General features: G+C 73.5%; 17 protein-coding genes. 4 read left to right on the forward strand and 13 right to left on the reverse strand.

All coding sequences use genetic code 11. The features are described 5' to 3' along the window. Nucleotides 1-29: 29 nt before the first annotated feature. The 7 genes from SNA_RS11960 to asnB all read right to left on the reverse strand — a co-directional run bounded on the left by SNA_RS11960 (nucleotide 30) and on the right by asnB (nucleotide 6,177). Complete coding sequence (locus SNA_RS11960; RefSeq protein ID WP_030072428.1) at nucleotides 30-1,157, reverse strand: sensor histidine kinase; 1,128 nt, start codon at nucleotides 1,155-1,157, stop codon at nucleotides 30-32. A gap of 10 nt (nucleotides 1,158-1,167) precedes the next feature. Continuing rightward, nucleotides 1,168-1,398, reverse strand: a complete 231-nt coding sequence (locus SNA_RS11965) for a hypothetical protein (RefSeq protein ID WP_030072426.1) — start codon at nucleotides 1,396-1,398, stop codon at nucleotides 1,168-1,170. Nucleotides 1,399-1,622: 224 nt separating this feature from the next. Then, on the reverse strand, nucleotides 1,623-2,303 hold the full coding sequence (locus SNA_RS11970; protein WP_037794028.1) for a response regulator transcription factor: 681 nt from the start codon (nucleotides 2,301-2,303) through the stop codon (nucleotides 1,623-1,625). 76 nt (nucleotides 2,304-2,379) lie between these two features. Continuing rightward, nucleotides 2,380-2,799 carry a hypothetical protein gene (locus SNA_RS11975; protein ID WP_037794020.1) on the reverse strand — a complete coding sequence of 140 codons (420 nt, stop codon included), beginning with the start codon at nucleotides 2,797-2,799 and terminating at the stop codon, nucleotides 2,380-2,382. Nucleotides 2,800-2,902: 103 nt separating this feature from the next. Next, the gene (ddaH, locus tag SNA_RS11980; RefSeq protein ID WP_044364739.1) at nucleotides 2,903-3,679 is read right to left on the reverse strand and encodes a dimethylargininase; all 777 of its coding nucleotides are present in this window, start codon (nucleotides 3,677-3,679) and stop codon (nucleotides 2,903-2,905) included. An 83-nt stretch (nucleotides 3,680-3,762) separates the two neighbouring features. Then, entirely contained in the window at nucleotides 3,763-4,152 is a 390-nt protein-coding gene (locus SNA_RS11985; protein ID WP_044364906.1) for a GntR family transcriptional regulator, read from the reverse strand. A 174-nt stretch (nucleotides 4,153-4,326) separates the two neighbouring features. Then, on the reverse strand, nucleotides 4,327-6,177 hold the full coding sequence (gene asnB, locus SNA_RS11990) for an asparagine synthase (glutamine-hydrolyzing) (RefSeq protein ID WP_030072419.1): 1,851 nt from the start codon (nucleotides 6,175-6,177) through the stop codon (nucleotides 4,327-4,329). Between the two features lie 215 nt (nucleotides 6,178-6,392). On the opposite strand from asnB, the gene SNA_RS11995 reads away from it, so the two are divergent. Further along, a complete protein-coding gene (locus SNA_RS11995) occupies nucleotides 6,393-7,322 on the forward strand; it encodes a GNAT family N-acetyltransferase (protein WP_030072418.1) in 930 nt (309 codons plus the stop codon). Nucleotides 7,323-7,401: 79 nt separating this feature from the next. Here SNA_RS11995 and SNA_RS12000 read toward each other — a convergent pair whose 3' ends face one another. Then, nucleotides 7,402-8,016, reverse strand: coding sequence for a class I SAM-dependent methyltransferase (locus SNA_RS12000; RefSeq protein ID WP_030072416.1), 615 nt, complete (start codon nucleotides 8,014-8,016; stop codon nucleotides 7,402-7,404). Between the two features lie 276 nt (nucleotides 8,017-8,292). On the opposite strand from SNA_RS12000, the gene SNA_RS12005 reads away from it, so the two are divergent. Then, the gene (locus SNA_RS12005; RefSeq protein ID WP_044364742.1) at nucleotides 8,293-9,321 is read left to right on the forward strand and encodes a lytic polysaccharide monooxygenase auxiliary activity family 9 protein; all 1,029 of its coding nucleotides are present in this window, start codon (nucleotides 8,293-8,295) and stop codon (nucleotides 9,319-9,321) included. 109 nt (nucleotides 9,322-9,430) lie between these two features. Here the strand turns inward: SNA_RS12005 and SNA_RS12010 are convergent, their stop codons facing one another. Further along, nucleotides 9,431-9,889 (reverse strand): Lrp/AsnC family transcriptional regulator, encoded by a 459-nt coding sequence (locus SNA_RS12010; RefSeq protein WP_030072412.1) that lies wholly within the window; start codon nucleotides 9,887-9,889, stop codon nucleotides 9,431-9,433. Nucleotides 9,890-9,970: 81 nt separating this feature from the next. On the opposite strand from SNA_RS12010, the gene SNA_RS12015 reads away from it, so the two are divergent. After that, nucleotides 9,971-11,260 carry an APC family permease gene (locus SNA_RS12015; protein ID WP_044364745.1) on the forward strand — a complete coding sequence of 430 codons (1,290 nt, stop codon included), beginning with the start codon at nucleotides 9,971-9,973 and terminating at the stop codon, nucleotides 11,258-11,260. A gap of 10 nt (nucleotides 11,261-11,270) precedes the next feature. Here SNA_RS12015 and SNA_RS12020 read toward each other — a convergent pair whose 3' ends face one another. Next, nucleotides 11,271-11,753 carry a hypothetical protein gene (locus SNA_RS12020; RefSeq protein WP_030072410.1) on the reverse strand — a complete coding sequence of 161 codons (483 nt, stop codon included), beginning with the start codon at nucleotides 11,751-11,753 and terminating at the stop codon, nucleotides 11,271-11,273. Nucleotides 11,754-11,863: 110 nt separating this feature from the next. Here SNA_RS12020 and SNA_RS12025 point away from each other — a divergent pair, with 110 nt between their 5' ends. Continuing rightward, entirely contained in the window at nucleotides 11,864-12,472 is a 609-nt protein-coding gene (locus tag SNA_RS12025) for a TetR/AcrR family transcriptional regulator (RefSeq protein WP_044364747.1), read from the forward strand. 31 nt (nucleotides 12,473-12,503) lie between these two features. Here SNA_RS12025 and SNA_RS12030 read toward each other — a convergent pair whose 3' ends face one another. The 3 genes from SNA_RS12030 to SNA_RS12040 form a co-directional block, all read right to left on the reverse strand. Further along, nucleotides 12,504-13,358, reverse strand: coding sequence for an esterase/lipase family protein (locus tag SNA_RS12030; protein WP_044364749.1), 855 nt, complete (start codon nucleotides 13,356-13,358; stop codon nucleotides 12,504-12,506). 253 nt (nucleotides 13,359-13,611) lie between these two features. Further along, nucleotides 13,612-14,676 (reverse strand): DNA polymerase Y family protein, encoded by a 1,065-nt coding sequence (locus tag SNA_RS12035; protein WP_078969856.1) that lies wholly within the window; start codon nucleotides 14,674-14,676, stop codon nucleotides 13,612-13,614. After that, entirely contained in the window at nucleotides 14,673-18,230 is a 3,558-nt protein-coding gene (locus tag SNA_RS12040; RefSeq protein WP_030067880.1) for a DNA polymerase III subunit alpha, read from the reverse strand. The genes SNA_RS12035 and SNA_RS12040 overlap by 4 nt, the downstream gene beginning before the upstream one ends. Between the last annotated feature and the right edge of the window lie 3 nt (nucleotides 18,231-18,233).

Here is an 18,233-nt window from a genome sequence, read left to right on the forward strand (position 1 = left end):
ACGAGCCGGCCGACGCGGTCGCCGGCCCCTCAGGCGGTGACCTCCACGACCAGCCGCCAGGTGCGGCGGGACGCGTCCGGGCCGGTGTGCAGCGTGCCGCCGACCAGGGCGAGGCGTTCGCGCATCCCGGTGAGGCCGTATCCGGAGACCGGCGGGCCGGCGGTGACGAAGGCGGCGGCGCGCGGGATGTCGTTGCGCACCTCCAGGCGGACGCGGTCGGCGCCGTAGTCCAGGCCGACGGTGACGGCGCCGCCGGGTGCGTGCTTGGCGGCGTTGGTGAGCGCCTCACGGGTGACGCGGACGAGGACGACTACGGGGCCGGAGGGCAGCGGGCGCGCGGTCCCGGTGGTGGTCAGCCGCACGTCGGTGCGGTGGTCGCGGCCGAAGTCCGCCACCAGCGCGGCCAGCATGTCCGGCAGCGGGATCACCTCGTCGCGGAGCGCGGCGACCGCGGCCGCCGCTTCGGCCAGGCCGTCGTCGGCCAGCCGGCCCGAGCGCCGGACCCGGGCCCGCGCGCCGTCGAGGTCCCCGCCCTCCAGCAGCGCATCGGCCGCCTTGAGCTGGACGGTCAACGCGCCCAGCGAATGCGCGAGCACATCGTGGATCTCCCGCGCGATACGGGCCCGCTCCCCCAGCACGGCGACCTGGGCCTGTTCCTGCTGCATCAACGTGGTCTGGTGCAGCAGCCGTTCGGCCTGGTCGGCCCGCAGCCGGTACTGCCGCTGGTTGAGGCCCAGCAGGGTCAGCAACAGCATCATGACGGCGTAGCCGGCCAGATCGCCCGGTCCGGCGCCGCCGGCCGCCGAGGTGAGCAGGGTCAGCAGCAGACAGCCGCAGAGCACCGGCCACAGGGCGGCCGCCCTCGGCCGGTGCCAGGCGGCGAACCGTCCGAGCAGCACGCTCACCAGGATCACCGCGGTGGAGTCCTGGGCCCAGCCCGCGGCCACCGCGGGCAGCAGGGCGCTGAGGAGCAGCGCGACCCCGGCCCGGCGCGGCCGGGCTGTGACGAGGAAGTGGAAGGCGAACCAGCCGGCGCAGCAGGCGCCGTAGACCACCCACAGGGTCAGGGAGCCCTCGCGGGCGGTGGCCAGCGTGCCGGCCAGCAGACCGAAGCCGACGATCTGCATGACCACGTTCGCGGAGGCGTACCGCGTCATGGCCGGCCGGTCACCGCCGCCGGTCGCGGTGGCGCCGGCTGTCCAGGACGGTGCGGGCGAGCGGTACGGCGTGCTCGCGCGCCCGGTTCAGCGTTTCCTGACCGGCCGTTCCCCGGCGCCTGAGGTACAGCAGCGCCGCGAAGGCGATGATGGCGAGAAGCAGGACACCGCCCGCGATCAGGGCGAACCGTAACAGCACGAAATTCATCAGCATGTCGCCGTTCAGCGCCAAGGCCCCCATGCTTTTCTCCCTCCGTTTTCTCTCCGGATTTCCGTCCGGATTTCCGTCCGGACGTCTTTCCGGACTTCTCTCCGGATTTTGCTCCGGCGGATTCCGGCTTTCCCGCCGGCGGATTTCGACGCTATCGCGGCGATCGGCCGCACCGGGGCGGTCCGCGGGTGGACTTCGGGTGGAGGCAGGTGGATTTCCCGTCCACCTGCCTCCACCTGGCCGGTCATCCCCGGTTATACGGGGTCGGTGTCGGTGTCGGTGTCGGTGTCGGCGTAACGGTGCTGTTGGGCGTAGCGAATCGCCTGGGCGCGGTCCTTGCTTCCCGTCTTGGCGAAAATGCGGTTGATATGGGTTTTGACGGTGGGTTCGCTGATGAACAGCCGCCGGGAGATGTCGCGGTTGCCGCATCCGGCGGCGATCAGCTTGAGGACGTCGATCTCCCGCACGGTGAGCCCGTCGGCGGGCGCCGGGACCGGCCGGCCGCGGGTCGCCGCCTGGATGAGGGTGCGCTGTACGCCGGGGTCGAGCACCGCCTGCCCGGCGGCGGCAGCGCTCAGCGCGCGGGCGATGGCGTCCTTGGTCGCGGACTTGGTGAGATAGCCCAGGGCCCCGGCGCTCAGCGCCTCCAGAGCCAGGTCCTCGGACGCGTAGGTGGTGAGGACGACGACCTGGGTCCCGGGGTGGTCCCGCCGCACCCGCGAAGTGGCCTCCGCGCCGGTGACGTTGGGCATGCCCAGGTCCATCAGGACGACGTCCGGGCGGTGTTCGGCGACCTGGGCGACCGCCTCCGCGCCGTCGCCCGCTTCGGCCACGACCGTGATGCCCGGCATGGTCCCGAGGAGCAGAACGAGTCCTTCGCGCACCGCCGCCTGGTCGTCGGCCACGATCACCCGGATGCTGGCTTGTGTGGTCACGGTGCCAGTGTCCCCCGCGGCGTCGATCACGGCCAAGGCGATGGCAGCACGCCCGGGAGTCGATAAATCGCTGCTGCTACGGCCGACTTGAGGGACCGGAGGCCGACAGCGGGCGCACATCGGACGCGCCCGTCCCCGTCGCCCCCGTCCGCGACGCCGCCTCGCGCCACACCTGCGACGCCTGCGATACGGTGACGGCGATCCGGCTGAACGGGGCGGTCGGGCGCAGCTCGATCCGGACGACGGGGCCTCGGCGCGGGGCGAGGGCCAGGAAGTCCCGTCCGTCGCGGTGGCGCCACTCCCCCAGGCAGAGGGAGCCGGGCACCTTGAGCCCCCGCACCCGAGTCCCCCGCACGGCGCGCCACCAGTCCTCCTGGACCGACACCTCCGCGACGGCCCCCAGGGGCACGCGCAGGGATCCGCGCCGGGCCACCACCCTCTCCCACCAGGCCAGACGGACCACCAGCACATCCGCCGCCAGCTCCAGCCGCGCCATCACCCTGCACCTCCTGGGACACCGCCGTCCGGGCCCGCCCGGCACAGCGAGGCGATCATGCCCGATGTGCCCCAGTATGCAGGGAGTGAACGCGATCAGCGCGTTATGCGGCGAGCCCGCGCAACCGTATCGACAGGCAGGTGACGCAGCCCTCCAGCTTCTCGAATTCGCCGATGTCCACCAGGACCGGCCGGTAGCCGAGGCCGGCGAAGAGCTCCGCGGTGCGCGGCGCGGAGGAGGCCATCAGAAGGGCGTCGCCGCCCAGGAGGACGACGTGCGCGCCGGCCTCCTCGGGAACGGGGCGGAAGGCGGGGAAGAGGGCGGGGTCCTCGACCAGGGCGGGGTGGCCGATGACCGTGCCGTCCGGCAGGGCGGTGACCGCGGACTTCAGATGCAGCACCCGGCTGATCGGTACGGCGACGACACGGGCCCCCAACGGTTCGAAGGCGGCGCGGAGTTGGCGTACCCCCTCGGCGTTGGTGCGGCCGCCGCGGCCGACGTACACGGTGTCGCCGATCTTGAGGATGTCGCCGCCGTCGAGCGTGCCGGGCGCGCGGACCTCGTTGAGCGAGCAGCCCAGCGCCTCGGCGGCGCGGCGGGCGGCGGGTATCTCGGCCCGGCGCACCTCCGCGCCCGGCCGGGCGATCAGCGCCACATTGCGGAAGACGACCATGGTGTCCTCGATGAACACCGCGTCCGGGCAGTCGTCGGCGGGCGCGACCTCGGTGGTGTGCCAACCGTGGTCCCGGAGCGTACGGACATAGCGTTCCCACTGGTCCAGGGCGAGCGCGGGGTCCACCGGGCGGCGTTCGACATGGGTGACCAGACCCTCGGCTATCCGGGGGCCGGGGCGGCGGACGAGGGCCTGGGGGCTGGGCATGAGTCGCTTTCCTTCGGGTCGGGAGGAGAGGAGAGGACAGGGGGAGAGAGGAAGGGAGAGGCCGGGGAAGGGGTCGGTGCGGGTCAGGCGTCCGTGTCGTAGGCCGCCCGCAGCGCATCGCGGACCGCGGCGAGGGCGGTGCCGTGGTCCAGGCCGAGGCGCCGGGCGCGCCGGGCGTAGATCTCGGCGGCCGCGGCGACCTCCTTGTCGGCGGCCTCGCCGGCCGCCGCGACGAAGCTGCCGTTGCGGCCGCGGGTCTCGATCACCCCGTCGCTCTCCAGGGCGCGGTAGGCCTTGGCGACGGTGTTGGCGGCCAGACTCAGCTCTTCGGCGAGCCCGCGGACGGTGGGGAGCTTGTAGCCGACGGGCAGCCGGCCGTCCCGGGCACGGTCGGCGATCTGGGTGCGTACCTGCTCGAATGGCGCGTCGGCCGCGTCCGGATCGATGGTGATCGTGAGGGTCTGCGGGGACACGGTGGCGCTCCTGGTGCGGACGTCGGTGCGGGGCACCCATTGTGCGCCAGGAGCGGCCACCACGCCGGTTTTCCGGCGGTAGCCCTTTGGGGTGGTGACGGGCCGGTGTGACAGGCGGGGCCCAGGGCCTGTCCGGAGTGTGCCGCGGGCCGGCACCGACCCCTCGGACGGGTTCTAGAGCTCCAGGGACGTACCGGTCGTCCGGAGCCAGGCGTCGATGCCGAGGACCAGTTCGGCGCCGGGCCGGATGTCGTTGTCGGCGCCGTCGGCGGTGGCCTCGGCGGTGGCGCCGGCGTCCAGCAGCGGCCGTACGGGGGCGGTGCGGTCGGCGGTCAGGTCCCTGAGCCGGTCGCGCAGCACCTCGCTGTACCGGGGGTCCTGGGTGCTGGGGTAGGGGCTCTTGACGCGGTCGGCGACCAGGTCGGGCAGGACGTCGCGGGTGGCGGCGCGCAGCAGCGACTTCTCGCGGCCGTCGAAGGTCTTCAGGGACCAGGGGGTGTTGAAGACGTAGTCGACCAGGCGGTGGTCGCAGAACGGGACGCGGACCTCCAGGCCGACGGCCATGCTGGCGCGGTCCTTGCGGTCGAGGAGGATCTGCACGAAGCGGGTCAGATGCAGGTAGCTGATCTCGCGCATCCGGCGCTGGAGTCCGGTGTCGCCGTCCAGGTACGGGACTTCGGCGAGCGCCTCGCGGTAGCGGCGGGCCTGGTAGCCGCGCAGATCGAGCTTGTCGAGCAGGGCACGGTCCAGCAGCGCCTCGCGGGTGGCGTTGCCGCCGGTGAAGCGTCCCGACAGGCCCGCGGCGATCCACGGGAAGGTGTCGGCGTGCACGGCCTCGGGGTCGTGGAACCAGCGGTAGCCGCCGAAGATCTCGTCCGCGGACTCGCCGGAGAGGGCGACGGTCGACTGTTCCCGGACGGCCTTGAACAGCAGGTAGAGGGAGGTGTCGCCGTCACCGAAGCCGTTGGGCAGATCGCGGGCGGCGAGGACGGCGGCGCGGTGGGCGGGGTCCATCAGGTCGGCGGTGTCCAGGACGATGTCGCGGTGGTCGGAGCGGACGTGTTCGGCCAGGGCGTGGGCGTACGGCCCGTCGGGGGTGCCGCGCAGGTCGTCGGGGGTGAAGTTCTCGGTGTAGCCGGTGAAGTCGACGGCGAAGGAGCGGACCGGGCCGCTGCCCTCCGCCGCCAGTGCCTTGGCGGAGAGCGCGGTGATGGCGGAGGAGTCCAGGCCGCCGGAGAGCAGGGTGCACAGCGGCACATCGGCGATCAGCTGGCGGGCGACGATGTCGTCGAGCAGGGCGCGGATCCGCGCAACGGTGGTGTCGCGGTCGTCGGTGTGCTCGCGGGCCGTGAGCGCCCAGTAGCGCTTGATGGTCAGGCCGCCGCGGCCCACCCGGACGATATGGCCGGGGCGCACCTCGTACATGCCCTTGTAGACGGCGTGGCCGGGGGTCTTGGTGAAGGTGATCAGTTCGGCGAGGCCCTCGGCGTCGACGGTGGGCCGTACGGAGGGGTGGGCGAGGATCGCCTTGGGTTCGGAGCCGAAGAGGACGCCGTCGGAGGTCGGGTAGTAGTAGAGCGGCTTGATCCCCATCCGGTCGCGTATCAGCAGGAGTTGTTCGGTACGCGGATCCCAGAGCGCGAAGGCGTACATACCGTTGAGGCGCTCGACGAAGCCCTCGCCCCACTGGAGGTAGGCGTGCAGGACGACTTCGGTGTCGCTGCTGGTACGGAAGGTGTGGCCGAGCCGGGTCAACTCCTCGCGCAGTTCGCGGTAGTTGTAGACCTCGCCGCTGTAGGTCGTCACGACCAGGGTGCGGCCGTCGTGCTCGACGGCCATGGGCTGTGCGCCTCCCTCGATGTCGATGACGGCGAGGCGGCGGTGGCCGAGCGCGGCGTGGGTGTCGAGCCAGATGCCCGCGGCGTCCGGCCCGCGGCGGGCCATCGTCGCGGTCATCGCCTCCAGGGTCGCCCGGCGCCCCGTCAGGTCGTTGTCGTAGGAGATCCATCCGGTGATTCCGCACATGGTTCGCGGCTCCTCTCCACGGTGGTGCGGCGGGCCGCCGCATCCGGCCGGCGTCACCGTACGCCCAGATAGATGCAGTGGCCACCTATTAGCCGCACAAGCCGTCCGGAATGAGCCACACCCCTGCCACACTTCGGAAAAGGGACGGCCAACTGCCCGCCGCCCAGCGGAAAAGGAGAGGCAAAACGGCCGGGGGCGGCGTACCGTCCGCGCTCATGACTCTTCTCGTACGCGACTTCCGCGCCGCCGACGCCAAGGCCGTGGCGGAGTTGCAGCGTGCCGCGCTGCCCTTCATGGTCTTCACGCCGCAGGGCATCGCCTGGCAGGCGGCCGACGCGCTCCCGGAGGAGCACCTGCGGATGTTCGTCGCCGAGCTGGACGGCCGGATCGTCGGCTCGGTCAGCAGCAGGCTGTTGTGCGAGAGCAGCACCCCGGGCCAGGGCGCGGCCACCCCGAAGGTGCACCCGGACCACCGGCGCCGGGGCGCCGGCACCGCCCTGCTGACCGCGGCCGAGGAGCATCTGACGGCGGTCGGCGCCACCCACCTCTTCACCTGGGCCGTCGACGAACCCGGCCCCCTGGCCTTCGCCGAGCGCCGCGGCTACCGCCGCACCCGTTCCGCCCACTGCCTCCGCCTCGACCTCACCACCGCCGATCTGCCGCCGCTGCCCTCCCCGCTCCCGCCCGGCGTCCGCCTGCTCACCGCCGCCGACTTCGGCGCCGACCCGCACCCCCTCTTCGCCGCCGACGCCGAGGCCATCGCCGACGAGCCGGGCGACGTCCCCACCGACGCCCTCACCTACGACAACTGGCTGCGCACCATCTGGGAACGCCCCGATATCGACCTCGACCTGACCTCCGTGGTGACCGTCGGCGACACGGTCGCCGCCTACAGCCTGGCCGCCACCGACAACCTGGGCCGCTACTCCTCGGTCGGCACCGGCACCCGCCCCGCCTTCCGCGGCCGCGGCCTGGCCCGGCTGGCCAAGGCGCACTCCCTCCGCCGCGCCCGGGACGCCGGCTGCACCGTGGCCTTCACCGGCAACGACGCCACCAACGCCCCGATGCTCGCCATCAACCACTCCTTCGGCTACCGGCCGTTCCTCGGGGAATGGAGGTGCGTCCGGGAGCTGGGACGGGGGTGAGCCGCCGGACGTGCGTCACGGGGCCGGGGCGAGCCGCCGGACGTACCTCACGGGGCCGGGGTGAGCCGCCGGACGTACCTCACGGGGCGTGGGCGATCAGCACATAGCGCTCATCGGTCACCTCCTTGCCCCACAGGACGGAATCCCCGGAGAGCGACTCCAGCTCGGTACGGACCGCCAACGGGGCCACGAGACCGGTCAGTTCGGCGCCCGGTATGCCCATGGGCTCCGCCTCGCCCCACCGTCCCTCGACCAGCACCAGCCGCCCACCGGGCACCAGCAGGCCGGCCCAGCGCCGGAGCACGGCCGCCGGATCGGGCAGCGCCCACAGCACATGCCGCACCAGCACCGCATCGAACCGCCCCTCCCCCACGGGCGGTTCGGCGGCGTCCCCGACCAGGAACCGGGCGTCATGCCCCGCGAGCTTGGCGCGCGCCCGCGCGACCATTCCGGCCGAGCGGTCGACGCCGGTGACCCGATGCCCCTGCTCGACGGCCAGCAGCGCCAGGCTCCCCGTACCGCACCCGAGGTCAAGTATCCGAGCGGGCCCGTCCGGCAGCCAGGACCGCAGCCGCCCGGCCCAGGCCGCCCGCACGGCGGGATCCCGCAGCCCGTGATCGGGCTCGTCGTCGAAGCGCTCGGCGGCGGCTTCCCAGTAGGCGGCGTCGGCGGTGGGCAGATCGTTGGTGGTCATGTCTCGAGGGTGCCATCGACCACTGACAATGCCCGCTTTGGGCGCTCCTGCCTGTGCCCCCGCTTAGCCCTTCCTTAAAGCGACCATAAGGATCTCCAGGATCGGCCCTCGGGGCTCAAATCCGCTGTTCAGCGCGGCTAGCGTGCTTCTCGCAAGGCGGGGTTCGTGCCATTGGTGCCGTTCATCGGGGGGCGGCACCGGGCATGCGTCCCGACCCCCCACGGCTCGTCTCGCCGGCCGCCTCGTCCGGCAGATCCGATGAAGGAGACCCCCACGATGACCGCTCGTCGTCAGGACAGCCGCAAGACCGGTCACACGGCCGGCCGCAGGGCCGCCCGGCTCGCCCTGGCGGGCGTGGCACCGCTCGCACTCACCGTCGTGACCGCGGGGCCGGCCGCGGCGCACGGTTCGATGTCGGACCCCGTCAGCCGGGTCTTCGCGTGCTACGCGGAGGGTCCCGAGAGCCCCAAGTCCGCGGCGTGCAAGGCGGCCGTCCAGGTCGGCGGCGCGCAGGCGCTCTACGACTGGAACGCGGTGCGGGACGGCAACGCGGCGGGCCGGTCGAAGACGAAGATCCCGGACGGGAAGCTGTGCAGCGCCGGCAACCCGGAGTACAAGGGGCTGGATCTGCCGCGCGGCGACTGGCCGTCGACCGCGATGAAGGCGGGCACGCACACCTTCCACTACAAGGCGACCGCCCCGCACAAGGGCAGCTTCGAGCTGTACCTCACCAAGGCCGGCTACGACCCGGCCAAACCGCTGAAGTGGTCGGACCTGGAGGCCAAGCCGTTCGCGAAGGTGACCGACCCGAAGCTGACGAACGGGGAGTACGTCTTCGCCGGGAAGGTCCCGCAGCGCACCGGGCGGCAGCTGATCTACAGCATCTGGCAGCGGTCGGACAGCCCGGAGGCGTTCTACACCTGCTCCGATGTGGTGTTCGGGAAGGACAACGGCGGGTCCGCGGGCTCCGGTGCGACCCCTGCGCCGACCGCCTCCGCGCCGACGGACCGTCAGATCGCGGCGGGGGCGGACAAGTCATCGATGAAGTCGATGAACATGAGCCACGGCGGCCATGGGACCGGCACCGCGCACGGCTCCGCCACGGACGGCTCCGCCGCGGTGCATGACAAGGCGGCCGGTGGCGCGCACCCGGACGCCGTGGTCCGCCCGGCCGGTGGCAAGCACCTGGCCGAAACCGGCGGTGACAGCTCGACCGCCCCGCTCGCGATCAGCGGCGCCGCCGTCCTGGCCGCGGGCGCCGGGGTCCTGTTCGCCACCACTCGCCGCAGGGGAGCCCGCCGCTGACAGTCCCGTACGACGCCGGCTCCGGCCGGCACCCAGGCCCGCCGGGGCCGCCTGCGACGGCCCCGGCGCACCGTGACGCCGTCCCCTCCCCGCCCCGGAGGGGGCGGCGTCACACCGTCAGCGGTCCGATGACGTCATTGGCGACATGCTGGTAGATCACCGAGCTGCGGCAGTCGACGACCTCCCGGCGTTTGAAGACGCTGTCCATCAACAGCGTGTGCAGCCGGTCGAGGTCCGGTACGGCGACATGGACCAGGAAGTCGTCGCCGCCCGCCACGACATAGATGTTGAGCACCTCGGGCAGCGAGACCAGGAACGCCTTGAAGCGCTCGATGACCTCGCGGTTCATGGGACGGATCCGGATGGTGAGCAGGGCCTGTACGGGGCGGTTGAGGGCGCCCAGGTCCACCGTCGCGCGATAGCCGGTGATCACCCCGCGGGCGCGGAGCGCACGGACCCGTTCCAGGCAGGTGGAGGGGGCGATGCCGAGTTTGTGGGCGAGTTCGCGGTTGGTCTGCCGTGCATCGCGCTGGAGTTCGCGGACAATCGCCGAATCAATGTCGTCCATGACATCCATGATGCGGCCCACCGCCGAATTTTATTCGGCGACAAGGAAAAATGATCAATTTTTCGGTTACGTTCTGCGATCGTGACCGTACAAGAAACCACACTTTCCGCTTCCGCACGGCCGGATGTACGGCGGCTGGGCGTCGGCGGCGGTACCGCGCTGTGCGCCGGTGCCGTGCTCGGCCCCGGTGTGCTGACCCTGCCGTCCCTGGCCGCCGCCGCGGCCGGGCCCGCCTCGATCCTGGCCTGGGTCGTCCTGCTGGCCATGTGTGTGCCGGTGGCCGCCTCGTTCGCGGCGCTCGGCGTACGGTTCCCCGACGGCGGGGGCGTGGCCACCTTCGTCCACCGGGCGATCGGGCCGCGGGCGGCGGCCGTCGTGGGGTGGTGGTTCTACGGGGCGGTGCCCATCGGCGTGGTCGCGGCGGCCTGGATCGGCGGGAAGTACGTGGCCGACGCGGTCGGCTGGGGCGAGGCGGGCGCAGCGGCGGTCGGGGGGCTGGTGCTGGCCGGGGCGCTGGTGTCCAATGCGGTCGGGCTGCGGATGTCGGGGCGGGTGCAGCTGATGATGGGCGGTCTGCTGGCGGCGGTGCTGCTGTGCGCGGTACTGGCCGCGGCCCCGCGGATCACCGCCGCGCATTTCACCCCGTTCCTGCCCGGCGGCTGGACGTCGGTCGGTTCGGCGGCGTCGGTGCTGTTCTTCGCGTTCGCGGGCTGGGAGGCGGCGAGCCATCTGTCGGGCGAATTCGCCGACCCGGGGCGGGATCTGCCGCGGGTGACCCGTAACGCGCTCGCCGTGATCACCGTGCTCTACCTGGGCCTGGCCGTCGCCACGATCGGCGCGCTGGGTCCGGCCGCGGCCGACACCGACACCCCGCTGACCGCGCTGCTCGCGCAGAGCGTGGGCGTCGCCGCCCGTCCCGTCGCCGCCGCGGCGGCCCTGTTTCTGACCTTCGGGGCCGTCAACTCCTATCTGGCGGGGGCCTCCCGGCTGGGCGCCGCCCTCGGCCGGGACGGGGCGGCGCCCCGCTGGATGGCCAAGGGCGGCGAACCGGGCGAGGTGCCGCGCCGCTCGCTCGCGGTGGTGGGCACGGCCGCCGTCGCGCTGGCCGTGGCGGCCCAGTGGCGCGGCGCCGATCTGCGCCTCCTGATGGAGGCCACCGCGACCTGTCTGGCAGCCGTGACCCTGGCCGGGCTGGCCGCCGCACTGGTGCTGCTGCCGCGTCGTACTCCCCTGTGGTACGGCGTGGCGGCGGCCTCCGTGCTGACGGTGGTGGTGCTCGCCTTCTCGGGGTGGCTGCTGCTGATTCCCCTCGTCCTGGCGGTGGCTTCCTTCTCGTTCCTCACCGCGCGGCGGGTGCTCGTACGGAACTGACCGCGCCGCGTCAGGCGACGAGGCGGCGCAGCAGCCGGACGTACGCGCTCCAGCGGGCGGGCCGGGCGACGGTGCCCGTGCAGGCGCGTTCGGCGCGGTCCAGGCTGTCCTCCAGGCACGCGTCGTGCAGCGGACGGAAGGCCAGCGGCCAGCTGAACCGGGCCGGGCCGCGGGCGCGCATGGCGAGGGTGTGCCGCAGCAGGGTGCGGTCCGGGCCGAGCGGATGGACGGTGTACTCGTGGAAGCCGTGGAAGCCGCGCGGCCCGCGGAAGGCGAAGCGCACCCACTGGCCCGGTACATAGGTCGCCACGCTGTAGCGGACCGGGCCGTGGCCGCCGGCCGCCCCCGGGCCCAGCGGGGCGTCGAACAGCATCGGGAACCAGTCGCGGCCCGGCCACAGCCGGTCGGCGTCGCCGGACAGCCCGTCGATCAGCGCTCCCGCCTCGGCCGCGGACACCGGCAGCACCCTCTCGTGGACGTTGTAGACCCCCATGGACGGCAGACCCCATTTCTGGAAAGACCTTCTGGGACGTTCTGGAGAAACCTTCTGGAGAGGGCTTCTAGAGAGTTCTCTCTAATATTATGGAGGCTACCCTCTAGAACATGGCCAGGCCACCCCGTTTCGACATCTCGGACCTCCTCGACGCCGCCGTACGGCTCGCCGCCGAGCACGGCCCCCCGGGCGTCACCATGTCCGCGGTCGCGGCGGCCGCCGGCGCGCCCAGCGGCTCGCTCTACCACCGCTTCGCGGGGCGCTCCGCGCTGCTCGCCGAGGTGTGGCTGCGCACCGTGGAGCGCTTCCAGGAGGGCTACTTCGCCGCACTGGAGTCGTCCCCGGACCCGCGCGCCGCGGGCCGTGCGGCGGCCCGGCACGTCGTGGCGTGGACCCGCGCACACCCCCTGGAGGCCGGGCTGCTGCTGTACGGGGCCCAGGACTTCGGGCGGGAGGACTGGGCGCCGGAACACCGCCGGCGCGCCGACGAGGGCAACCGCCGGGTGGGGGCGGCCACCGCGAAGCTCGCCGACGCGCTGGGGGCGCGCGACGCCCAGGAGGCCGAACGGGTCACCCTCGCGGTCATCGACGTCCCGCTCTCCGTCGTCCGCCGTCCTCTGCGGGCCGGCACACCGCTGCCCGCCCATGCCGAGGAACTGGCGGAGCGGTGCACCGATGCGCTGCTGAGCCTGCGCGGTGACGGGGCGTCGGCCACCTGACGCGTCGCGCTGAGCAGGGGCAGGCGGGCGCTCAGGCCGCCGAGGCGCAGGTCGTCGGGGTGGCGTGGGCGGGGTCGAGGGCGTTGGCCGTTTCGTGGAAGGCGATGCGGTCGCCGAGGCCGATGGCCACGTGTTCGGACAGGTCGACCGGACACAGGTCCTGGAGCACGACGTTGTGGACGTCGGGGCCGTCGAGGAATCCCGAACGGTAGGGCGTGACGACCTCGTCGTGCCGGGTGGCGATGACGGTGTAGTGCACGCCCGGGACGGTGTCGCCGCCCGCGTTGAGGCGGCTGAGGATGTCGGAGCCGGCGATCTGGTCGGTCAGGCCGGGGGTCAGCGTGCCGAGGTACTTCTTGGCGTCGGGGAAGTGGTCCAGGAGGCGGGTCAGGCCGTCCAGATCGGTGCCGTGGTTGTCGGGGGCCAGCCCGACCAGGGTGTTCACCTTGTCCGCGCCGCCGTAGAACTTCAGATAGACGCGCGGCATCATGCCGCCCTGGGAGTGGCCGACCAGATCTGCCTTGTGCGCTCCGGTGGCGGCCAGCACCTTGTCGACGTAGGCGGCCAGTTGCCGGGCGGAGGCGTCGACCGGGCCCAGGCCGTGGAAGAGCGGGACGCCGGGGAGCTCGCCGTAGTCGAGGGAGAAGACGCAGTAGCCGCGGGCCACCAGGTAGGGCGCGAGGCCCAGCCAGTTGTCGACGGAGTTGCCGAAGGTGCCGTGCACCAGGACCACCGGGCGGGGGTGTTCGGCGGACGGGGTGCAGGAGAGGTTGTTCCAGCCGCTGGTGACGGCGGCGGCCTCGGCGGAGGCCGGGGCGGTGGTGACGCCGAGCGCCAGGGCGAGGGAGGAGAGCAGGGTCAGCGCTCGTGACCAGCGCAGCTTCATACGATGCTCCTTGCGGGGGGGGTGAGGGGACTCCGAAGTGCTCGGTGAGCCGTTCACCTGCGATCCGGATCGCAAGGGCCAACGCAGTTGACTCCCAAGTAAGTTACGGCCGGGTAAGCAAGATGTGCCAGCCGCGTGACGGTGAAGGAAAAAGCACCGAATCTCCCCCGGACATGCGGGTGCGGCTGCGGCCGGGCCGGTTGTCAGTGGCGTCCCGTACCGTCGAAAACGACGGCGAGCGGCGGGGCGGCGGTCAGCGGGTGGCCTTGCCGCCGGGCTTCGCCGCGGGGCGTACGGCGCCGGTGCCGAAGCGGGCGCGGGCCCGGTCGACGGCCGCCTCGATGCGGTACGCCTTGTCGGCGACGGGGTCGAAGGACAGCTGGCGCGCGGCGCGTTCGGCGCGGCACAGGTCCTCCGCCCGTAGCGCCACGGACCGCACCCGCGCCCGCTGGAGCCCGAGCGCGGCGTGCAGGGCATAGGCCGCCTCGGTCAGCGCGGGCCCGTGCGCGGTCGGCGCCTCCAGCCGCCGGGTGCGGGTCGTGGTGGAGCGGTCGGCGTAGCGGACGGTGAGGGTGAGCGCGCGGGCCGCCTGCCCGCTCGCGCGCAGCCGGGCCCCGAGGTCGTCGGCGAGCGAGAGCAGGGCCTGGCGGCGGCGTCGGGGGTCCAGTTCGTCGTGGGGGAAGCGGTGTTCGGCGCCCGTCGAGCGGGCAGCGGCGTTGGGGGTCACCGGCGTCGGATCGATGCCGCGGGCCCGCTCGTACACCGCGCGGCCGGTCTTCGCGCCGAGGATCCGCTGCAAGGTGGCGGGCGGGGCGGCGGCGATCCGTTCGACGGTGTCGAGTCCGTAGGCGCCCAGGGTGCGCGCGGTCGCGGGCCCGACGCCGTAGAGCGCCGAGGCCGGGCGGCGGGCGAGGAAGGAGGTGACGGAGGCGGTGTCGGCGGGGACGGCGCGGATCTCGCCGGGCGACGCGGTCCGGGCCGCCATCCGCGCGAGCAGCGGGTTGGCGCCGATGCCGATCGTGCACCACACGCCGTACCAGGCCAGCGCGCGCAGCCGGATCAGCTCCGCGATGCCCTCCGCGTCCCGGTCGAAATAGCGCAGCGCCCCGCGGACGTCGGCCAGTGCGGCGTCCGGCGGCAGCGCCTCGATCACCGGCGTGAACTGCCCCAGGAGATGGAGCAGTTGCTCATAGCGGTCGGCGCCGACGGGAGCGCCGTCGGCGGTCCGGAAGAAGCGGATGTGGAGCGTGGCCGGCGGGGCGGCGGGGGGCGCAGCGCCGGCCGCTCCGGTGGAGCCGGTGCCCGCATCGGTGTTCATCCCGCGCTCCCCGGGCTGGAGTGCCACAGCTTGCGGCCGGTGGCGGCGCGTTCGCCGGCGGGCTGGAGGTCGGCCCACGGGTGCATTTCGTAGCCGGTCTCCAGGCGGATGGTACGGCCGGGGGCGGCGGGCGAGGGCTCCTCGGATCCGGCCTCCGGGCCGGGCTCGGGGCCGGACGCCGGGGCCGGGCGGTCGGGGCCTTCGGCCAGCCGCGCGGCGACCGCCTTCAGACCGCCGGTACGGCGCAGTTCGGCCAGTTCGGCGAGGTTCCAGGCGGCCGTGCCGACCACGCTGAGGCTGCGCGGCCCGCGGCGCTGGACCGTCCCGCGCACCAGCAGCAGCCAGGAGTGGAAGACGGTGTGGGCACAGGCCGCGTGCGAGTCGTCGAAGAAGGCGCAGTCGACCAGGCCCGTGCTGTCGTCGAGGGTGGTGAAGATGACCCGGCGGCCGGAGCGGATCGGCGGGGTCTGGGTGGCCGCCTTGGCCCCGGCGACCAGCACCGTCTCGCCGTGCCGGGCGCCGCGCAGCAGCCGGGCCGGCAGCGCGCCCAGCTCCGTGAGGAACTCCCGGTGGTCGGCCATCAGATGACGGGAGGCGTCCATGCCGAGGACGCCCAGCTCGGCGCTGAGCCGTTCGATATCGCTGAGGTCGGGCAGTCCGGCCGGCTCGACCGCGTCGGCCTCCGGCTCCTGTCCGGTGTGCAGCGTCAACTGCCCGCCTGCGGCGCCGCGGTGACGATGGTGCAGCTCGGCGACGTACAGCAGCAGATCGCGCCGGTTGGCGCCGAAGGAGTCCAGCGCGCCCACCCGGGCGAGGCGTTCGGCCACCGGACGGGACGGCCGGGCCCGCTGCCACAGGTCCTGGAGCGAGCGGTACGGCTGCCCGGTCTCGATCCGCCGCGCCTCGGCCTCGCTCATCCCGTGGACGTCGGAGAACGCGAGCCGCAGCCCCCAGACGCCGCGGTCGACGTCCCCGCCGGACACCAGTTCGATCCGGTGGGCGACCGCCGACCGGTTCACATCCAGCGGCAGCACCGGCACCCCCCGCCGCCGGGCGTCCGCGAGCAGCAGCCGCTTCGGGTACATCCCGGGGTCATGGGTGAGCAGCCCGGCGTAGAAGGCCGCGGGGTGGTGCGCCTTGAGCCAGGCGGACTGGTACGTGGGCACCGCGAAGGCGACGGCGTGCGCCTTGCAGAAGCCGTAGGCGCCGAACGCCTCCACGATCTCCCAGGTGTGCGCGATCACGTCGGCTGTGTAGCCGCGCCGTTCGGCCCGCTGCGCGAACCAGGCGCGCACCTGCCCCTGCACCTCCGGATGCGACAGCGCGCGCCGTTTCTCGTCCGCCTCGTCCCGTCCGCAGCCCGTCATGATCCGCAGGATCTCGATGATCTGCTCGTGGAACACCACCACCCCGTAGGTCTCGCGCAGCGGTTCCTCCAGGTCCGGGTGCGGATAGCGGACAGGCCTGCGGCCGTGCCGGGCCTCGATGAAGGGCCGCACCATATCGGCGGCGACCGGGCCCGGCCGGAAGAGGGAGATGTCGACGACGAGATCGTGGAAGGTCGCGGGCTGGAGCCGGCCGACCAGATCGCGCTGGCCGGGCGACTCGATCTGGAAGCAGCCGAGCGTCTCGGTGGAGCGGATCAGGTCGTAGGTCCGCCGGTCGCCCGGCGGCACCTGCCGGGGATCGTCCAGGTCGATCCGGCGCCCGGTGGCACGGCCGATCTCGGCGACGGCGTGCGCCATCGCGGACTGCATCCGTACGCCCAGCACATCGAGCTTGAGCAGCCCCATCTCCTCCACGTCGTCCTTGTCGAACTGCGACATGGGGAGGGGCGCGCTCCCGCCAGGGGGATCCCCTTCCGCGCCCTTGTGGCCGAGGGGGACCTCGCCGCTGGTGGGCACCACGGGCGTACGGTCCAGCAGCGTGGCGTCGGAGAGCAGCACCCCGCACGGGTGCATGGCGATACCGCGCGGCAGCGCGTCCAGCTCCTCGACCAGCTGCCACAGCCGTTCGCTGCCGGCCTCGCGCATGCCGCGCAGCTCGGGGAGTTCGGCCAGCGCGGCCCGTGCGTCGCGGGCGCGGATATGCGGAAACGCCTTGGCCAGCCGGTCCACCTGCGCCGGGTCCATGCCCAGGGCGGCGCCCACATCCCGTACGGCGTGCCGTACGCGATAGGTCTCGGGCATCGAGACGGCGGCCACCCGCTCCTCCCCGAACCGGTCGAAGATCGCGCGGTAGACCTCCAGCCGGCGGGCGGACTCCACGTCGATGTCGATGTCCGGCAGCGCCTTGCGCCGCGCGGACAAGAAGCGCTCCATCAGCAGTCCGTGCTCGACCGGGTCGGCGTGCGCGATGCCCAGCAGATGGTTGACCAGCGATCCGGCGCCGGATCCACGGGCCGCGACCCGTATGCCCAACTCCCGTATGTCGTCCACCACTTGGGCGACCGTCAGGAAGTAGGAGGGGTAGCCGAGCCGTTCGATCGTGCGCAGTTCGTCGTGCAGGCGCGCCCAGCGCTCGCGGTCGCGGTCGTAGCCGCGCAGCACCATGGCGGCGGCGCAGCGCGAGCGCAGCACCCGGGCGGCGGTACGGCGGTGGGCGCCGACCAGCTGCGGCTCGGGGAAGTGGATCCGGCCGAGCCCGATGTCGCCCCGGGGATCGACCCGGCACTCCCCCGCGGTCTCCTCGGTCATGGCCAGCAGCCGGTGGGCCAGGGCGCGGCGGAATCCGGCCGCCTCGGCGATCCGCTCGGCGGTGCGGGCCATCGCGGCGGTGTCCTTGAGCCAGCGCTCGCCGCCGTCCCGGGCCTCGGGGCGGCGGTCGACCGGCACCAGGCGGCGGGCGGAGTCCAGGACGTCGGCGACCGGGCCCTGGCCGGGGTCGGCGTAGCGGACGGCGTTGGTCAGGACGGCGCGGACGCCCTGGTCGACGGCGAAGCCGACCATACGGGCGGCCAGCCGCGGGGAGCCGGGGCCGCTGCCGGGGCGGCCGTGGTCGACGACCTCCAGGCGCAGCGCATCGCCGTACAGCTCGCGCCAGGGGGCGAGGAGGCGGGCGGCGCGGTCGGGGCGGGCGGCCGAGAGCGCCCGGCCGACCTCGGAGTCCGGGCCGAGCAGGACGGTCAGGCCGTCGGCGGTGGATTCCAGCGCGTCCCAGGGCGCCAGGGGCCGCTCCCGCCGGCCGGCATGGGCGGCGGAGACCAGGCGGCACAGGGCGGCCCAGCCCGCCGCGCCGTCGCGGGCGAGGAAGACGGCGCGAGCGGCGGATTCGTCGAGGAAGGCGCCGCCGCGGACCGGGGTGCGGCGGCGGGCGGTGGCCGGGGGCGCCGGCTCGCGGTCCGCCACGGCGAGTTCGGTGCCGAACAGCGGGCGGATACCGGCCCGGGCGGCGGCCTTGGCGAACCGTACGGCGCCGGAGAGGCCGTCCCGGTCGGTCAGCGCGAGGGTGTCCATGCCCCGCTCGGCGGCGCGCTCCACCAGCCGTTCCGGGTGGGAGGCGCCATAGCGCAGGGAGAACCCCGAAGCGGTGTGCAGATGCGTGAACCCGGCCATCCA

The sequence above is a fragment of the Streptomyces natalensis ATCC 27448 genome (assembly GCF_000935125.1).
GTDB classification, from domain to species: domain Bacteria; phylum Actinomycetota; class Actinomycetes; order Streptomycetales; family Streptomycetaceae; genus Streptomyces; species Streptomyces natalensis.